This is a genomic window from Bacteroides sp. GM023 (assembly GCF_014750685.1).
Taxonomy (GTDB): Bacteria; Bacteroidota; Bacteroidia; order Bacteroidales; family Bacteroidaceae; genus Bacteroides.
Genome location: NZ_JAAXGE010000002.1, coordinates 262,791 through 278,050, shown reverse-complemented (window position 1 = coordinate 278,050; position 15,260 = coordinate 262,791). Strand labels below are relative to the sequence as shown.

Annotated in this window: 12 protein-coding genes; 9 read left to right on the top strand and 3 right to left on the bottom strand. The window is 41.4% G+C overall.

Translation table 11 applies throughout. The features are described from left to right. Positions 1-103: 103 nt before the first annotated feature. The 7 genes from HC965_RS03855 (at position 104) to HC965_RS03825 (ending at position 8,784) form a co-directional block, all read left to right on the top strand. A complete protein-coding gene (locus HC965_RS03855) occupies positions 104-964 on the top strand; it encodes a penicillin-binding protein activator LpoB (RefSeq protein WP_191030213.1) in 861 nt (286 codons plus the stop codon). Positions 965-1,002: 38 nt separating this feature from the next. After that, entirely contained in the window at positions 1,003-2,265 is a 1,263-nt protein-coding gene (locus HC965_RS03850) for a DUF6175 family protein (RefSeq protein ID WP_191030212.1), read from the top strand. An 11-nt stretch (positions 2,266-2,276) separates the two neighbouring features. Continuing rightward, the gene (locus tag HC965_RS03845; protein WP_191030211.1) at positions 2,277-4,151 is read left to right on the top strand and encodes an LPP20 family lipoprotein; all 1,875 of its coding nucleotides are present in this window, start codon (positions 2,277-2,279) and stop codon (positions 4,149-4,151) included. A 29-nt stretch (positions 4,152-4,180) separates the two neighbouring features. Next, on the top strand, positions 4,181-4,762 hold the full coding sequence (locus tag HC965_RS03840) for an LPP20 family lipoprotein (protein WP_191030210.1): 582 nt from the start codon (positions 4,181-4,183) through the stop codon (positions 4,760-4,762). Positions 4,763-4,885: 123 nt separating this feature from the next. After that, positions 4,886-5,842, top strand: coding sequence for a hypothetical protein (locus HC965_RS03835; RefSeq protein ID WP_223854691.1), 957 nt, complete (start codon positions 4,886-4,888; stop codon positions 5,840-5,842). Beyond that, positions 5,839-7,416, top strand: a complete 1,578-nt coding sequence (locus tag HC965_RS03830) for a hypothetical protein (RefSeq protein WP_191030209.1) — start codon at positions 5,839-5,841, stop codon at positions 7,414-7,416. Before HC965_RS03835 ends, HC965_RS03830 begins: the two co-directional genes overlap by 4 nt. Before the next feature lie 81 nt (positions 7,417-7,497). After that, the gene (locus tag HC965_RS03825) at positions 7,498-8,784 is read left to right on the top strand and encodes a hypothetical protein (protein ID WP_191030208.1); all 1,287 of its coding nucleotides are present in this window, start codon (positions 7,498-7,500) and stop codon (positions 8,782-8,784) included. A 126-nt stretch (positions 8,785-8,910) separates the two neighbouring features. Here HC965_RS03825 and HC965_RS03820 read toward each other — a convergent pair whose 3' ends face one another. Then, on the bottom strand, positions 8,911-10,038 hold the full coding sequence (locus HC965_RS03820) for an ATP-binding protein (RefSeq protein WP_191030716.1): 1,128 nt from the start codon (positions 10,036-10,038) through the stop codon (positions 8,911-8,913). A gap of 360 nt (positions 10,039-10,398) precedes the next feature. Between HC965_RS03820 and HC965_RS03815 the strand changes: the two genes are divergently transcribed. Next, a complete protein-coding gene (locus tag HC965_RS03815; protein WP_191030207.1) occupies positions 10,399-10,896 on the top strand; it encodes an HU family DNA-binding protein in 498 nt (165 codons plus the stop codon). An 83-nt stretch (positions 10,897-10,979) separates the two neighbouring features. Here HC965_RS03815 and HC965_RS03810 read toward each other — a convergent pair whose 3' ends face one another. Beyond that, positions 10,980-11,606, bottom strand: a complete 627-nt coding sequence (locus tag HC965_RS03810; protein WP_191030206.1) for a hypothetical protein — start codon at positions 11,604-11,606, stop codon at positions 10,980-10,982. A 217-nt stretch (positions 11,607-11,823) separates the two neighbouring features. Further along, positions 11,824-13,599 (bottom strand): oxaloacetate decarboxylase, encoded by a 1,776-nt coding sequence (locus tag HC965_RS03805; protein WP_191030205.1) that lies wholly within the window; start codon positions 13,597-13,599, stop codon positions 11,824-11,826. A gap of 385 nt (positions 13,600-13,984) precedes the next feature. On the opposite strand from HC965_RS03805, the gene HC965_RS03800 reads away from it, so the two are divergent. Further along, positions 13,985-15,253: a DUF3575 domain-containing protein gene (locus HC965_RS03800; RefSeq protein WP_191030204.1), complete on the top strand. Its 1,269-nt coding sequence runs from the start codon at positions 13,985-13,987 to the stop codon at positions 15,251-15,253. Positions 15,254-15,260 lie beyond the last annotated feature (7 nt).

Sequence of the window (15,260 nt, the reverse complement as noted above, 5' to 3'; positions counted from 1 at the left end):
TATTGGGTATTTGTAGTAATTATTGTGTATATAATTAATGTCATTATGTGCTTAACTTTGCAACCAAACAAACATATGAGCTAATAACAAATAATACACTGATATGAAAAGATTTTTACTGTTACTATCTATTTGCCTGATTTCAATGTCGGGCTTTGCACAAACAGAAGAGAATGAAAAAGAAAGAGTTTACATTGATTATTTCTCTCGACCTGCAACTATCAATCCTATTTTGGCAGAAGCATTGCGCAATAAAGTGATCGAAGGCATTCAGGAAATAGAACGTGTAGTGCTGATTGATGTTGATTCCAATGAGGCACTGAAAAATGAAGCCAAAAGACGCCAGGCTGCTTCTGCTATGGGAGATGTCATCTCCAGAAGTGAGGAAATGACGACACTGGGTGCCCAATATCTGATTCAGGGAAATATAACTAGCATGGAAGGGCTCAAGAAAACAGATAGTAAGGGAAAAACTTATTATAAAGGCAGTGTCTCTTACACATTAAAGATTGTAAATCCCACTAACGGCACGCTCATAGCTACGAAGGCATTCTCCCACGAAGGGCTGACCGGAAGCATAGGTGATACTCCCGACGAAGCAATCATCAAAACATTGGATTATGCAAAGATTAGTATGGATGACTTTGTCAACGAGTATTTTAAAATTGAAGGGACAATCGTACAAGTGGAAAGTACCAAGAAAGACAAGGCGCAAACTGTATATATTGACCTCGGAACCAAAAGAGGCGTGAAGAAAAGTCAGAAATTTAGAGTTTACATTGAGATGGACATTGCCGGCGAACTGTCACTCAAAGAAGTGGGACGCTTGAATGTAAAGGAAGTATTAAGCGGAACACGTTCTTTGTGCTCTGTGAACAAAGGTGGGGAAGAGATAATGAAAGCAACCAAAGAGGAAAAGAAACTGATTGTTATTTCCCGCCCGGATACTTTCCTGGGATTCTGATTAGGCTTACTTGGTAACTTTACAAACTGGAAGGAGAAATGAAAACACGACTGATTCTTTGGGGACTATTGTCGGTATATACAATTCATCTCACAGCACAGGAATTATACTCTAATGAGGTGACTTGTGTGAAAGCGGATGATAATTTGATTATTGTCACTGCTGCCGGAATATCCGGCAAAAAGAAAGAAGTATATGATATGGCATTGAAATCAATCTTTAATGCTATGTTTCTTAACGGCATTGACGGAGTGGAAAATGGGCAACCGCTGATCGGGAAAGAGGACTCGTACTATCTGAGCCAGTTCTTCGATTCGCGCTATATGCTTTTTGTCAAAAACTATGAGACAGTGGGAGAACCTGTGCGGCAACCGTCCAAACTCTATAAAGGGACGGTGACAGCCCAAATTCTGTTAGGTGCGCTAAAGAAGGACCTGATACGGAATAAGTTGATGGCGAAGCCGCAGGAAGACAAGACAATGAAAGAAACGCAGCAAGAAATAGCTTTGCCAACTATCATGGTCGTTCCTTATAAAAGGAATGACCGGAGTTCGTACGCTGCTATTTTGAAAAATGATTTTGACCTCCGCATAGCGGTCAGTACAGTAAAGGACGGGTTTATCAAGCTCGGCGTGAAGACCATAGCTGCCGAGGGAAAACTGGAAGGAACACTGCGTGCTTCTGAATGGGAAAGTAAAAATGCCGATTCCAATGATAAACAGTTATTGATGAATTCGGGGGCAGACGTGTATGTGATTGTCGACCTACAAAAAGATATATCGGCAACTGCAGGCAGTAGAGTTTCGCTGATTATGACTGCTCGTGAGACCGCCACCGGAATGGATTTGGCCAGTCGGAAAAGTTGGACAAACCGTTTCAGGACAACGGATGTGGATAAATTGTGTGCTTACGCAGCGCAGGATGTATTGGATGGTTTTCTGAAAGATATCTCGAAAGAGTTTGCCCGGAAAGTTGAACATGGTAATACGGTTGTTCTCCGGGTCAGCCTTGCTGACAATGCTGTTAACACGATGAATAGCAGGATAAACGGGAATACCACACTTTCGGCATACATACGCAATTGGGTGCGGAAGAATGCCCAGGGAGGGCGTTATCATATCCAGGGCGCTGTGGATGATAGCCTGATATTTGATTCCGTACAGATTCCGGCAAAAGACAGTGACGGCTTGCCCATGGACTGTATTACGTTTGCCGACAATCTGGTTAATTATCTGAATGATGCCGGAATAGATAGCGAACACAGGGTGGATGGAAGCACCATTTATTTGACTATTCAATAATCAAAGAGTATATGAAACATTGGCTTTTATGTGCCCTTGCGGCTTCTTTGTCCTATCTTCCACTTTCGGGACAACAGGCAAACCGGCCGGATTGGGTACGGCAGCATCCGGTTGATGCCTTGAATTATAGCGGAGTGGGGATGGCTGGAATCTCCGAAAAAGATTATCAGCAGAAAGCAAAGCAGAATGCATTGTCCGACCTTGTATCCGAAATAAAAGTGGAAATAGCTGCCCATTCCTTGTTGAGCACTATTGAAGAGGCTGGCAGTGTGAAACAAACATTTGCCGAGAGCATACGGACGGAAGCCCGGGAGGAGATAGAGAATTTCCGCTTGGTGGATTCTTGGCAGGGTGACAATGAGTATTGGGTATATTATGAACTGAATAAAGACGATTATGCGGACTTTGTGGAGGCTCGCCGTCAAAAGGCAATCCGTAATGGCTTTGATTTTTGGTATAAGGGCAACATTGTTCTCCGGCAAGGTGATTTGATGACTGCCATCGAATTGTTTTCGAAAGGAATGGATGCTATCCGCCCGGTACTTAATCAGGAATTGTTCTGTTCTTATGAGGGAAAAACGATTAATTTGGCCACCGAATTGTACGCAGCTTTGGCGGGGGTATTCGATGGGGTAACGGTTGTTTTGAATCCGGCGACAGTTTCGGGCACACCGTTTCAGGGTATAAAGGAACCGATTGCTGTTGGAGTGTACCGTAATGGAAATCCGTTGAGGAATATCCGGCTGAAAGCAGAATTCATTTCCGGTTCAGGAGATTTGGCTTCCCTGTCTCCCACCAGTGAAACGGGAGTGACTGCTTTGTATGTACGCAATATTACTTCTAAACAAGCCCGGCAACAAATCGGTATTTCACTGGTGGACGACGCGTTCGGCGTATTTCGCAAAGGAACTTACGCTACCTTATTTACACGGATACTTTCTTCTCTTCCCGAAGCTGCCTTGACTATAGAAACGGAGCAAGCGCAGGTCGCTGCTTATGTGAAGAGTATTCAGAACGATGTAGATATGGTGGAGCGAACCGTAAAGAGCTTGTTGAATAATAACTTCTTTAATGTAGTTGCGTCGCCCTCTGAAGCAGACGTCATTGTGGTATTAGACAACAAGTGCCGTAAAGGCAATACTGTTCCGGGCGAACTCTATAATTTTATTGAGTTCTTTTCTACTTTGGGCATTAAAGTAACTAATAATCGAACGGGGCAAATCATGTTGAATTACTCAATCAATGATGAACGGACATTGGTTCCCGAGAACAAGGCAGGTTCTCAAGGTAAGAATATGGCGGCACGGGAAGTGATAAAGCGGTTGAACCGGGAGTTTGTCCGCGAATTGAAGAAGTTGACATTCGACAGGAGTGGAAAAATTCCTGAGAGGCAACGGATGGAGCCGGATATTCCTCTCCCGGTGATTGCCCCTTCCGTATCGACGAAAGAGCCTGTCCCGCTCGTATCCGTTCCTGTGGAGGTTCCCGAAGTTACTCCTTCTCCCATTCCGGTGAAGAAAGCCGGAACGAAACCATCGAAAGCAATTCGGGCTGAGTGGTTCGACGGAGTCTTTGTGGAATTTGAGAAACTTACGATGTTGGGAGATAAATCAAGAATATGTCTTCGGATTATCAATGAGAATGCCGATGATTGCGAGGTGGATCTTTACAGTGGAAATCTCACGATTGTAAACGAAAAAGGGGAAGAAAAGCCGATCGTAAATCTTAAATTGGGTTCTAAGTCCAATAATTTCAGGGTCACTGCGCTCGTTGTGCCTAAAGTGCCGACGGAGATGGTTGTTGAAGTAGGCAAGTTGCAATCGGTGGCATTACTTCAACTGAAAGATTTCAAAGGCAATACTATTAAATTGAGAGACTTAAAATGATTTTTATATTAACATTAAAATGTACAGACATGAAAAAAATTAATTTATTGGGCGCTTCATTACTTACTATTGTTGTCATGACAAGTTGCGGTAGTTCACGACCTGTGGCACAACCCGTGCAACAACCGGTCGTACAGCAGGATGTCGAAATTAATGTTCCTTGCTCAGGACCGGAGTTCCAAACGAATAAGGAATATTTCAGGGCGAGTGCAATGGGGCTTTCTACGGATATGTCCATTGCCAAGAAAAAGGCAATGACGGAAGCTCGCGCTGAAATAGCGACTGCTATCGGTGCAAAGGTGAAATCGGTGACCGATAGTTACGCTTCTTCTTACCAGCAAGGAGAAAACGACGAGAGTAAGAGTCGTTACCAATCATTGACTCGTACGGTAGTGGAACAGGAATTGAGTGGTACGCGTGTCATTTGTGAGAAGACTATGAAAACTCCTGATGGTAAGTATAAGGTATATGTATCTTTGGAATTGGCCGGACAGGAAATCATGGATGCGATGGTAAATCGCATTAAGAACGATGACAAATTACGTATTGACTTTGAGTACGAAAAGTTCAAGAAAGTGTTTGAGGAAGAAATGAGTAAGAATGCTCAGTAAATAACTTTCGGGAATCATAGCAGGTATAAAAAACGACTTCTTTAAATAACTATCCAATCATCTAAAAACTGAATAATGAAATATGATTTATCGGACATAAGGCATAATTGGATAGTTATTTTTATGATTCTGTTATTCTTGTCTCTGACTGATGAGGTGTTCTCGCAGGTTGTCTCTGCCGATACTGTTTATAATCATTCTTATGATTGGGTGGCAGGACATCGGGAAGCCTTGCCCGAATGGGTGTTTGCTCCCCGGCAACAAGGCAGGGTGATAGGGGTTTCCGACCCTTGCATGAACCCCGAAGCAGCCAGGATTCAGGCTTTGCAAAGAGCGGCCTATCTGTATTCGTTGCAGCAGGGTGCTTGTCTGAATCTGCTGTCCGATGTGTTCTCAAGCACGGAAACTGCCACCAACACTTATGAAGAAGAAAGAAACAAAATACTTACTTTAGGAGTCATTGAGCAAACTGTCCGGCAGGAAACTTATAGAATAGAGAAGGAATATACCTCTGCGTACGGTGAGAAGTTTATACAGGTTTCTTTTATTCAGGCGGATAGCTGCGAATTATCTTACCATTCGGTCAGCGAACTGATGTTTCTGTTTACGAAAGAGAGGGTGGAAGAAGAAGAGATAAGATTCAACTTGTTGTTGGAATCCGGCAATTGTCCGGAGGAATCGTTTCAGTCATGGTTTCAGGTGAAAGGGACACTGGTGTCTCCCTGTATATTTTCATGTATGAACGGAGTTCCGATCCGTCCGTCGCAAAAAGGTTATTGGTACGAAGATGCTCCCTGTGCCGGAAGCCGGGAAAGTTTGGATGGGATGGTACTGGAAAGCGGTTTTTGGAGTGCTTATATGACTTCTTTTGTAAAATCTTTGTTATTACATCCCTTTCCCAATGTAGATGTCAAGCGGGTTGGTGATGATTTTAATGACGGCCACAATTCCAGCCGTGCGCTTTGTAGAGAAAAGATTGTCACGGTTTTATCCATATCTCCTTTGGTAAAGGGAATACGGAATAATAAGTTGTGTATGGATTGGCTAATTACAGAACAACAAAAAACAAACGAGAAATGAGGAAAAATTTGAAACGGATATTCTTTATGATTGTATGGTCAATCTGTTTACCGTTCACTCTTGTTGCGCAGATAGACAAGGATATGAAAGAGTTTGATGATTTCGTGAAGCAGCAGAAGAAGGAATTTACAGACTTCGTGAGTGAGCAAAATAGGGAGTTTGCCAAATTCCTGAAAGAAACTTGGAAAGAATATGACTTGCAAAAGCCTGTGGCGCGTCCTCAAAGGCCGGAACCAGTAAAGCCGGTTAACTTTGACCGTAAAAAGCCTGTAGGAAAGCCGCAGGAGGTTAAAGTCGGCGGTATAACCCGGCTACCCATTCCGGAAGTGGCACCCAGTGCCACTTTTCTACCTTCGCAGGGAAAAACACCTGTTCCTGTTCTACCGGGGGGAGATAAGGACTCAGTAGTGAAACCGGAAAAGAAAGCAGAAGATCAGCCAGAACAAAATCCGGATGTGAAACCTGTTGTGACCACTCCGGTAAAACGGTCGCCTTCTGGTGTGGCATTCTCCTTTTACAATAAGGAGTGTATTGTCAATCCATCGCTGAAAAACCGGCTTAGCTTGAAAGGGATTGCCGAAAAAGATATTTCCGCCGGATGGGAAGTTCTTTCGCGTAGCGATTACCAGCCTTTGATAGACGACTGCCTGACTATCAGGAAAGAAAATAATCTGAATGACTACGGATATCTGTTGCTCACTCGGAAAGTTGCCACCGAATTATGTGGAAGTACTCATTCCGATGAAATAGCTTTGTTGCAAATGTTCATCCTCTCCCAATCGGGATATAGGGTAAAAGTGGCGCGCATGGATGGTCGCCTTACCTTATTCTATGCTTCAGACTGCATGATTTATGCCACTTGTTTCATCACTCTGAATGGTGTGACTTATTACAGGTTTGATACTTCTAAAAATAAAAGCAATTCTATCTATACGTATAATCGTGACTTTGCCAATGCGAAGAACAAGGTAAATATGAGTATCGGCGCTTCTCAAATGTTTTTGGGGACTCAGGTTGAAAAGAAGCTGCAAGCTAAGGCTTATCCGTCTGTTAAAGTCAATTCTATGGTTAACTCGGGGCTTATTTCCTTTTACAAGGATTATCCGCAATGTGACTTTTCTGTCTACGTGGGTGCTCCTGTAAGTCAAGAAGTGCAGCAGACGGTACTTCCGCCGTTGCAGGCAGCCATACAGGGGAAGAAACAGTCGGAAGCCGCCAATATACTGATTAATTTTGTGCAGACAGCCTTTGACTATAAGACGGACGGAGAGCAGTTTGGTTACGAAAAACCTTTCTTTGTGGATGAGCTGTTCTATTATCCTTATTCCGACTGTGAGGATCGTGCGGTATTGTATTTCTATTTGATCCGTACGCTGATGGGATTGGATGTTGTGTTGTTAGAGTATCCCAACCATATGGCAACGGCAGTTTGTTTTGATGAAACTGTCGATGGGGATTATGTGACTGTAGGCGGAAAGAAATATATTATTTGTGATCCTACTTATATAGGTGCTTCTATCGGTTTGGCCATGCCGCAATTTAAGAATGTGGCGGCTAAAGTGCTGAAGTACTGACTTTATTAAATACTGACGTTTTGACTGCCTGAGTCTGTTGTGACGATAGCTGTTAACTAACATAATTAATATTATTGTGATATGGGAAAAATTAAGAAGTATTTGTTTGGCATCGTAATGATGCTTGTTTCTATCAATGTGTTTGCTCAGGAAGAACTATTCACCGGTGATTGGCAAGGAGCAAATAAAGAAGGCGATTTATCGGTTGCGTTGACATTAAATTGTGATGGCAACTGGCAGTTGAATCCTTATAATGAGAATGCCAGGTGCAATGGTTTTATGGAGGTGAATATGCTGGAGCCCAGTGGGAGACAGTCCCTATTGTCAACTTATGAATTTTATGTTGAGAATCTGAATGGCAATGAGGTGACTTTGAGTTTTGTGGGCGGGCGTCCGGATGTTGATACGGGTATTTCAGGTCGATGTAAAGTCGTTTGTAAGGATGATAAACTGTATTTCACCGGACTTGACAAAGGCGGAAAGGATGCTGCGTTTAATGGTCTGACATTTGTGAAAGCCGGTAGCGGGGAAGAGGCAATCGCCGACGCAGCCACAGATGACGGAATACCTTTGGGACAGAAGATATTGGCTATCTTTCAAATAATATTGTCTTCCGCTATCGTTTTATTCGTTATAGGACACATGGGGTATGTATGGTATAAAGGAGCCCGTTATAAAGAGAGATTTACGGTAGAAAGCATGGTGAATAAACGTGCGGCGGCCGGAATGTCTGAAAAGATGACGGATGAAGAGATAGAAGAGGCATGGCGACTAATGGATGAGGCATTCGCTACTTGGACTGTGGTTGAAAAAACAGATGATGATGAGTTAAGGAAGCCGACAAAAATGAAGCAAATCAAGCAGTCGGTACTTTTGATAGATCAGGTTATTGCGATGCAACCTACTGACGAGGGAGTGATAGAACGGTTGAATGCATTGACTGATGTGATAAATAGTGGTGAAGAACGTCATTTTGATGGTTCTAAAAAGTTGGTTTGGCTGGGTGTCATTGTTGGTATCCTGATGTATTGGATGATGGGAGTTGGCATGATGGTTTCCACTTTAGTGGCTACCGGACTCTATATAGTGGCAAGCAGAACTCCCCAGTTCCTCATTGATAAGCGTGCGCTTCGTGGCGGAGGGAATATTCACAATGGTATTTTTGCCGGATTATTCGGCTTGTTGGCAGGTGCGCAGACAGTGCGAACAATTTATAAGTTCAATGATGGACACAAAGAATATTCGGATGACCATTCACAACATTGGATCGCTTTGGTAATTGCTGGCGTTGTTATGTTTATATTGGCAATGATGATGACGTTTTGGGTACTTTTGAATTATTTGCGCAATTATGTATTGTACTTTTAGCCTCTGTTTAAGGCAAGTATAGTACTTCTTTTATCTACTAACAAGTTTGTTTCTAACAAATTTGTTAGTAGCTTTTTTATGTATGGGATTCATTTGATATGTATAATGTTGATTTAAAGGAAAGAACTAACGAAATATTTCTTTTTTAAACCAAATACCAAATACTGGATCTGCAAGTATTACTTCTTTCCCGTTTGTTTCGATAAGTTCTTTCTGTAATAATGCATTTTTTAGGCGGACAATATTGGCAGAAGTCCCCAGGTTATATCTTGAAATAACTTCTTTACTGCTGAATTTTGAATGAACTCCGTCAATTATGGCTTTTAGAAAATTCATTTGATAAGCGGAAAGATTTTCTGTTTCACTTTGGAATAGAATATTATTCTGTTCTAATAGGTCTTCTATGGCAAGGGTGAGTTGACGAGAAGTTGCAGTTTCACTGGTACGTATCCAAAGTAGCCAGGAAAGTTGTTGTACATAGGAAGAATGATTATCCACTGTTTGGCAAATTTGTTCGGCCAACTCAGGAGAAATATGTTTGCCTGTATCTTCAAAACGCTTGCAGATGTATTCTATCCAGTATTTAGTTCCTATTTTAGTGAGATAAAGAGCGTCTCCAAATTTATAAAACGGCAGGCTTTTCTTCTCAAATAGTTCATTCATCAAATGTTTTTTGCTTCCGAAAAGGCAATAGGATACGTGCTGCTGAAGTTGCCATACAGAACGCAGTTTCTTTTGAAAAGTTTTGGAATCTTCAAAATCAGAAATCTGTTGGAATTCATCAATGCAAACTACTATTTGGAACCCTTTTTCTTTGGCGATTTTTTCCGGTAATTGGAGAATGTCATTTTCCGTTCCATTCTGTATATTGTATTCAAATGAAATTGAGAAATCGTTCATTGGATCTGCTCCAATAGAAATCTTGGGATTGATGTGCGATAAGAATTGTTTTGTGTTCTCAATCCACTCATCCCATTTGGAAGAAGTCTGTTTCAGTATAGAAGTAGCGAAGAGATGGTAGAATTCACTTTCCGTACGACAGGAAAATATATCCATATAGACTATTTTTCTTTTATTATTCTGTGCCAACTGAGCTACCTTCTTAACAAGAGATGTTTTTCCCCATCTTCTAGGGGATATAAGAATAGTGTTCACACCGTGTGTGAAGTTAAGAAGTAACCTTTCTGTTTCTTTTTCACGGTCGGTAAAGTTGTTCCCAGAAGTCGCAACTCCAAATACGAATGGCTTTTCCATAATTTTCTTTTCTCTGTTTGAGGCAAATATAGTATTTCTTTTATTTACTAACAAGTTTGTTACTAACAAAGTTGTTAGTAACAAACTTGTTAGTGGACTTTTGTGATTATTTCTAGTCTCATTTGAATGTTTAATGTGATATGAACGCATTTACTGAAAAAATAATTCTATTGTTTATACCATTGATTATTAGTGAAATAAATTCAAATTATACGTATTCTCAAACTATGAAAGGAGACACAAAGGAGACAAAAGGGGACTGGGCACTTTGCGGTTGATGTACCTTTGCAAAGTCATTCAAACAAAGCGAATGGCATACAGATAACCTTTATTTTTTTAACCATTTAAACTTTAACAATTATGGCTTTAGAGTATGTAGTAACAAAAAGAGTGTTCGGTTTTGACAAGGACAAAAACGAAAAGTATGTGGCAAGATCGGTTCGTTCCGGTAGAGTAAATTTCACTAAAATGTGCCGTAAGGTGAGTCAGCTTTGTGGCGTTCACCGTAAGGTGGTAGATTTGGTAGTCAGTGGACTGGTGGATATTATGGCAGAGGACATTGACGATGGAAAGAGCGTACAGTTAGGTGAGTTTGGCATCTTTAATCCTACTATCCACACGAAGAGTGCGGATGATGCGAAAGATGTGTCGGCGAAGTCAATCGTCCAAAGGAAGATAAACTTCTATCCGGGAAAAATTTTCAAGAATACGTTGGATGATATGAGTATTACCCGTCGTGCGGAAATTGAAACGGATTATACGGACGGAAGTAGTAACGGTGGCAATAATGGCGGAAAACCTGACGGCGGAGATGATGGCAAAGGTGATAATGGCGAAACACCGGATCCGGCAGCATAATGGAATTTAATTTTGCGTTAGAGTCAGTTTAGTTTAGTTAAATGCACAGAGAATCGATCAATAACCGATAATCTGTGCATTTTTCATTTCTTCATTAATTTTAGTAATGTCCGTATTGATTCGGCTTTTTTGCCAGTCTTCATATATTTCTCGAATATTTCAGCGTTCATCTGCTTTAAATCTTCCAACTCCATCCGAATATCCTCTTCCAAATAAGTTTCAGCATCCTTCAGGTAACGGAGATTTACCTTAGGAGAGTTTGCTATCAAATCGCACAACGCCTTTTCGGGAGTTGCTATCACAAAAGTGTAATCTTCTTTTTTGATATTGGTCAGTCCCACTGAGAATGTCTCTCTTGATATATAAGTATATTCAAACCTCCCCAATGGCGTATCAAAATCTCTGGAATGTTTCAAAGTGATTGATTGTGTGGTGTATACCGCTTCCGGTATCAACCCATAATAACGTAAAGCTGATGCCATAGAAACATACGAAGGCGCATAAAGATGATTGGCAATCAATTCTGTTGAAAGAATCTTGCCTGTTATTTCAGGATTGCACACATAAAGCCCTCGCTTGAGGCGGATGATTTGCTTATCCCTTTCAAGCAACCTGATTTTCTGATTTCCTCCCTTAATATGTGGAAAAAGAGACTCCAAAGCAGAAGCCGTTACAGGTATATTGCCTAACTGTACTAATGGATTGTTCATATCACAAAGATAGCTATTTTTTGAATATAAAAACATGTTGTATATGCTTTTCTGTTCAAATTATATCTATCAATGATGAAAAAAACAGTATTACGATGAAAGTATCCCCAAAGAAAAGTACTTTGTATTTGGGGAATCAAAACTGTTTCTTTATTCTTTTAAAAGATAAATCCCCTGCCGACAGTGTCGACAAGGGATTTTCATTACTAATTAATCATTATGCAAAGATATCACATCTCTGAATGTAAGCTATTACGTCTCCTTTGTGAATAATATCACCTTGCTGCGCACAAACTTCAACTATGCGCCCGGTAAACCCGGTAAATACCTTTTCATATTCTCCCCACGGAGTGGAAAGGTAGCATAATACTGCGTCGTGCTGATATTTGCATCCGATGGACGGTGCAGACGAGGGGCCTTCTACAGAGACTTCCCAAAGCACCTGTCCGTTGGCGGGCGCAATGACCGGATCTGCTTTTGCACGTTTCAGCTTTTTAATTTCTTCTTCGGAATAGCCATTCTTTACCATGGACGCATCTTTGGCGCGTTGTAGTTCTTCCTCAAAACGTTTCTTGGCAACGCCCGATTTGTAGTCGCGGTATTGACGGTCGTGCATAGCCAGTTCAAAAAGTTCTTCATCATCCTCTCCATATTCCCAGCCATTTTCATCCATTTCCTTGCGATAACTATCCAAGGCATCCGGGTAGTTCAACTGCGGATCGGTATCGACAAACTCGTACCCTTTGGATTTGGCTAGTTCCACAATCTCTGGTGCAAGTGTGCCGGGAAGGCGACCACTCCTGCCTAAAATCATATCCCAGGTATGATTATCTATCATACTCCAACGTTCTTCACCTTTTACCAACTGCATAAGGTTCATCAATGCGACATTCTTCACATATTGGCTGAAAGGAGTAACCAAAGGCGGATACCCCAGCTTGGGCCATACATATTCCACTTCATCGAAAAGCATGACAAGCAGGTCGTCAATGCTAAGTTCCGGTTCGTTCTTGCTTCTCAATATCATATTGATGCCGGAATGTACCCCTTTCAAGTCTGCCATCATAGACCCCATCATACCACCCGGTAAACCGCATTTCAATAGAAGTGAGGACATATACTTGTTGGTAGTATCCATGAAATAGCCCAGGAAATCGTCAATGAATTCCTGCGTCATGGCACGGGCTTTCATATATGCCTTCATATTTATATCAGGAACCTGGAAACCGAGGTCTTTCAACATCGCCTGTACGGAAATAACGTCCGGGTGAACTTTACCCCAGGACATGGGTTCCATAGCCACGTCGATAATATCCGCACCATTCTCGCAGACCTCAAGAATAGAGGCCATAGACAATCCCGGGCCACTGTGACCGTGATATTGTATCAATACGTCGGGATGCTTGTCTTTGATAGTCTTAACCAGTCGTCCTAACATACCCGGACGTCCTACACCTGCCATATCTTTCAAGCAGATTTCGGGTGCACCGGCTGCAATCAGTTGATCGGCAATCTGTGCATAATACTCAACGGTATGTACCGGAGAATAAGTAATGCAGAGAGTAGCCTGCGGTATCATGCCTGCTTCCAGGGCATACTTGATGGAAGGAATTATATTTCTTGTCTCATTCAGTCCGCAGAAGATACGTGTAATATCCACGCCTTGCTCATGCTTGACTTTATACATCAGTCTGCGTACGTCTGCTGGCACGGGATACATTCGTAATGCATTCAATCCACGATCAAGCATATGCGTCTGAATACCAGCTTCTCTGAAAGGTTCGGTAAAGGCACGGACAGCTTTATTAGGGTTTTCGCCGTACAACAGGTTTACTTGTTCGAAAGCACCCCCATTGGTTTCCACCCGTGTAAAACAACCCATTTCAATAATTAAAGGAGCTATACATACTAGCTGGTCAACTCGTGGCTGATATTTACCGGATGACTGCCACATGTCCCGATACACAAGACTGAACTTAATTTCCTTTTTCATTGTAATCAGTATTAAAGGTTTTTTCTACGGTTAACTTCACATATACAAAGATAAAGGATTGCTTTGACATATGGTCAATATTATGCGCTGTATTATACGATAAAAAGATATGTTTAATATCATAATGTAAGTAAATGCAGACTTTTATTCTTTTTTGAGTCCTTTTTTATACCAAATTGGTTTGACGCACGGATGTTAGTATGTAAAAGTTATGTTTTTGGTTTATTATCTGCACTTTTTTCCATTTGTTCATTCGTAAATATCTCTCAAACTTGCGAATTCGTTTCAATCGTTTCACAGAACCTTTCATACCCTGTATTTTGTCCTTTAAGTATGATTTTATTTATATTTTAACTTCTATATTTGTTCATAGAAGCGAACAACTATGGAACATCGTATCGGTATATTGGCTATTCTTGTAACGTTATCAGGCCTTTTGGGAAATGTATATGCTGCGATTCCATTTTTAACGGCTACAGATGATACGATTTGTCGGATTGCAATATATTTTGACGTAGACGATACGAGAGTGAATTCCTGTTATGGGAATAATAATCAGGCAATTAATTCGTTGGACTCTTTGTTCGCTAATTTGGATATGAAAGCTGTTGATGGGGTGAATGTTGTCACTTATGTATCTCCTGACGGTGATAAGATCTATAATAAGGGTTTAGCTAATAAAAGAAATAATTCGATAAGAGAGTTTTTAAAGCGTTATAGCGTAGAGATTGATAAAGTTCATTTAGTATCGGAAGGGGAAGATTGGTCAGAGTTTCGTAAACTACTGGTTACTGATACTAATTTGCCGGATCGGGAAGAAGTACTGATGTTGATTGATTATCATAAGGATGATATTGTAAAACGAAAGTACTTATTACGCAAGTTGAATCAAGGGATTGCTTACAAATACCTTGTTCACAATATATTTCCCAGGTTGAGGCGGTCTATAATTACAATTGTCGGGGTAAATTCAGGAATAATTAGGGAAAGTTCTGAACCGGTATCTTCTGTCTCCGTTTTGTCGGTTTCAAAACAGGAAGATGCGCTTCCGAATTGTCGACTTGATAAGTCTGTGAGTGAGAGGGAAAAGACACAGGCCTGTGAGGTGGTCGTATCGGAGACAGAAGAACCGGTAAAAGATAAGACGTTGCTTGCTATAAAGAATAATTTGCTATATGATTTGGCTTTGGCGCCGAATATAGAAGTGGAGATTCCGGTAGGCAAGAGATGGTCTTTGAACGCTGAATATAAATGTCCGTGGTGGTTGAATAGTAAACATGATTTCTGCTATCAACTTCTTTCGGGAGGTGTAGAAGGGCGTTGTTGGTTGGGCAATCGTCGGAAACGCAACCGATTGACCGGACATTTCATCGGACTGTATGCTGAAGGAGGAATCTATGATTTTCAAATGCGGGGAGATGGTTATCAGGGAAAATATTATGGAGCTGCGGGAGTCACTTACGGGTATGCACGGCAACTGGCGCGACATTTTTCTCTTGAATTCAGTTTGGGCATCGGATATTTGGCAACAGAATATAAGAAATATACTCCTTACGAGGGGGATATTGTATGGACAAACAGTGGGCGTTATAACTTTATTGGTCCTACCAAGGCGAAAGTGTCTTTGGTGTGGCTGATAACAACGAGGAGGTAGTGACGTT

What these genes read in the sequence shown, in the direction of transcription:
- HC965_RS03855 (WP_191030213.1), top strand. Translation starts at nt 104, where the DNA reads ATGAAAAGATTTTTACTGTTACTATCTATTTGCCTGATTTCAATGTCG.
- HC965_RS03850 (WP_191030212.1), top strand. Translation starts at nt 1,003, where the DNA reads ATGAAAACACGACTGATTCTTTGGGGACTATTGTCGGTATATACAATT.
- HC965_RS03845 (WP_191030211.1), top strand. Translation starts at nt 2,277, where the DNA reads ATGAAACATTGGCTTTTATGTGCCCTTGCGGCTTCTTTGTCCTATCTT.
- HC965_RS03840 (WP_191030210.1), top strand. Translation starts at nt 4,181, where the DNA reads ATGAAAAAAATTAATTTATTGGGCGCTTCATTACTTACTATTGTTGTC.
- HC965_RS03835 (WP_223854691.1), top strand. Translation starts at nt 4,886, where the DNA reads ATGATTCTGTTATTCTTGTCTCTGACTGATGAGGTGTTCTCGCAGGTT.
- HC965_RS03830 (WP_191030209.1), top strand. Translation starts at nt 5,839, where the DNA reads ATGAGGAAAAATTTGAAACGGATATTCTTTATGATTGTATGGTCAATC.
- HC965_RS03825 (WP_191030208.1), top strand. Translation starts at nt 7,498, where the DNA reads ATGGGAAAAATTAAGAAGTATTTGTTTGGCATCGTAATGATGCTTGTT.
- HC965_RS03820 (WP_191030716.1), bottom strand. Translation starts at nt 10,038, where the DNA reads ATGGAAAAGCCATTCGTATTTGGAGTTGCGACTTCTGGGAACAACTTT.
- HC965_RS03815 (WP_191030207.1), top strand. Translation starts at nt 10,399, where the DNA reads ATGGCTTTAGAGTATGTAGTAACAAAAAGAGTGTTCGGTTTTGACAAG.
- HC965_RS03810 (WP_191030206.1), bottom strand. Translation starts at nt 11,606, where the DNA reads ATGAACAATCCATTAGTACAGTTAGGCAATATACCTGTAACGGCTTCT.
- HC965_RS03805 (WP_191030205.1), bottom strand. Translation starts at nt 13,599, where the DNA reads ATGAAAAAGGAAATTAAGTTCAGTCTTGTGTATCGGGACATGTGGCAG.
- HC965_RS03800 (WP_191030204.1), top strand. Translation starts at nt 13,985, where the DNA reads ATGGAACATCGTATCGGTATATTGGCTATTCTTGTAACGTTATCAGGC.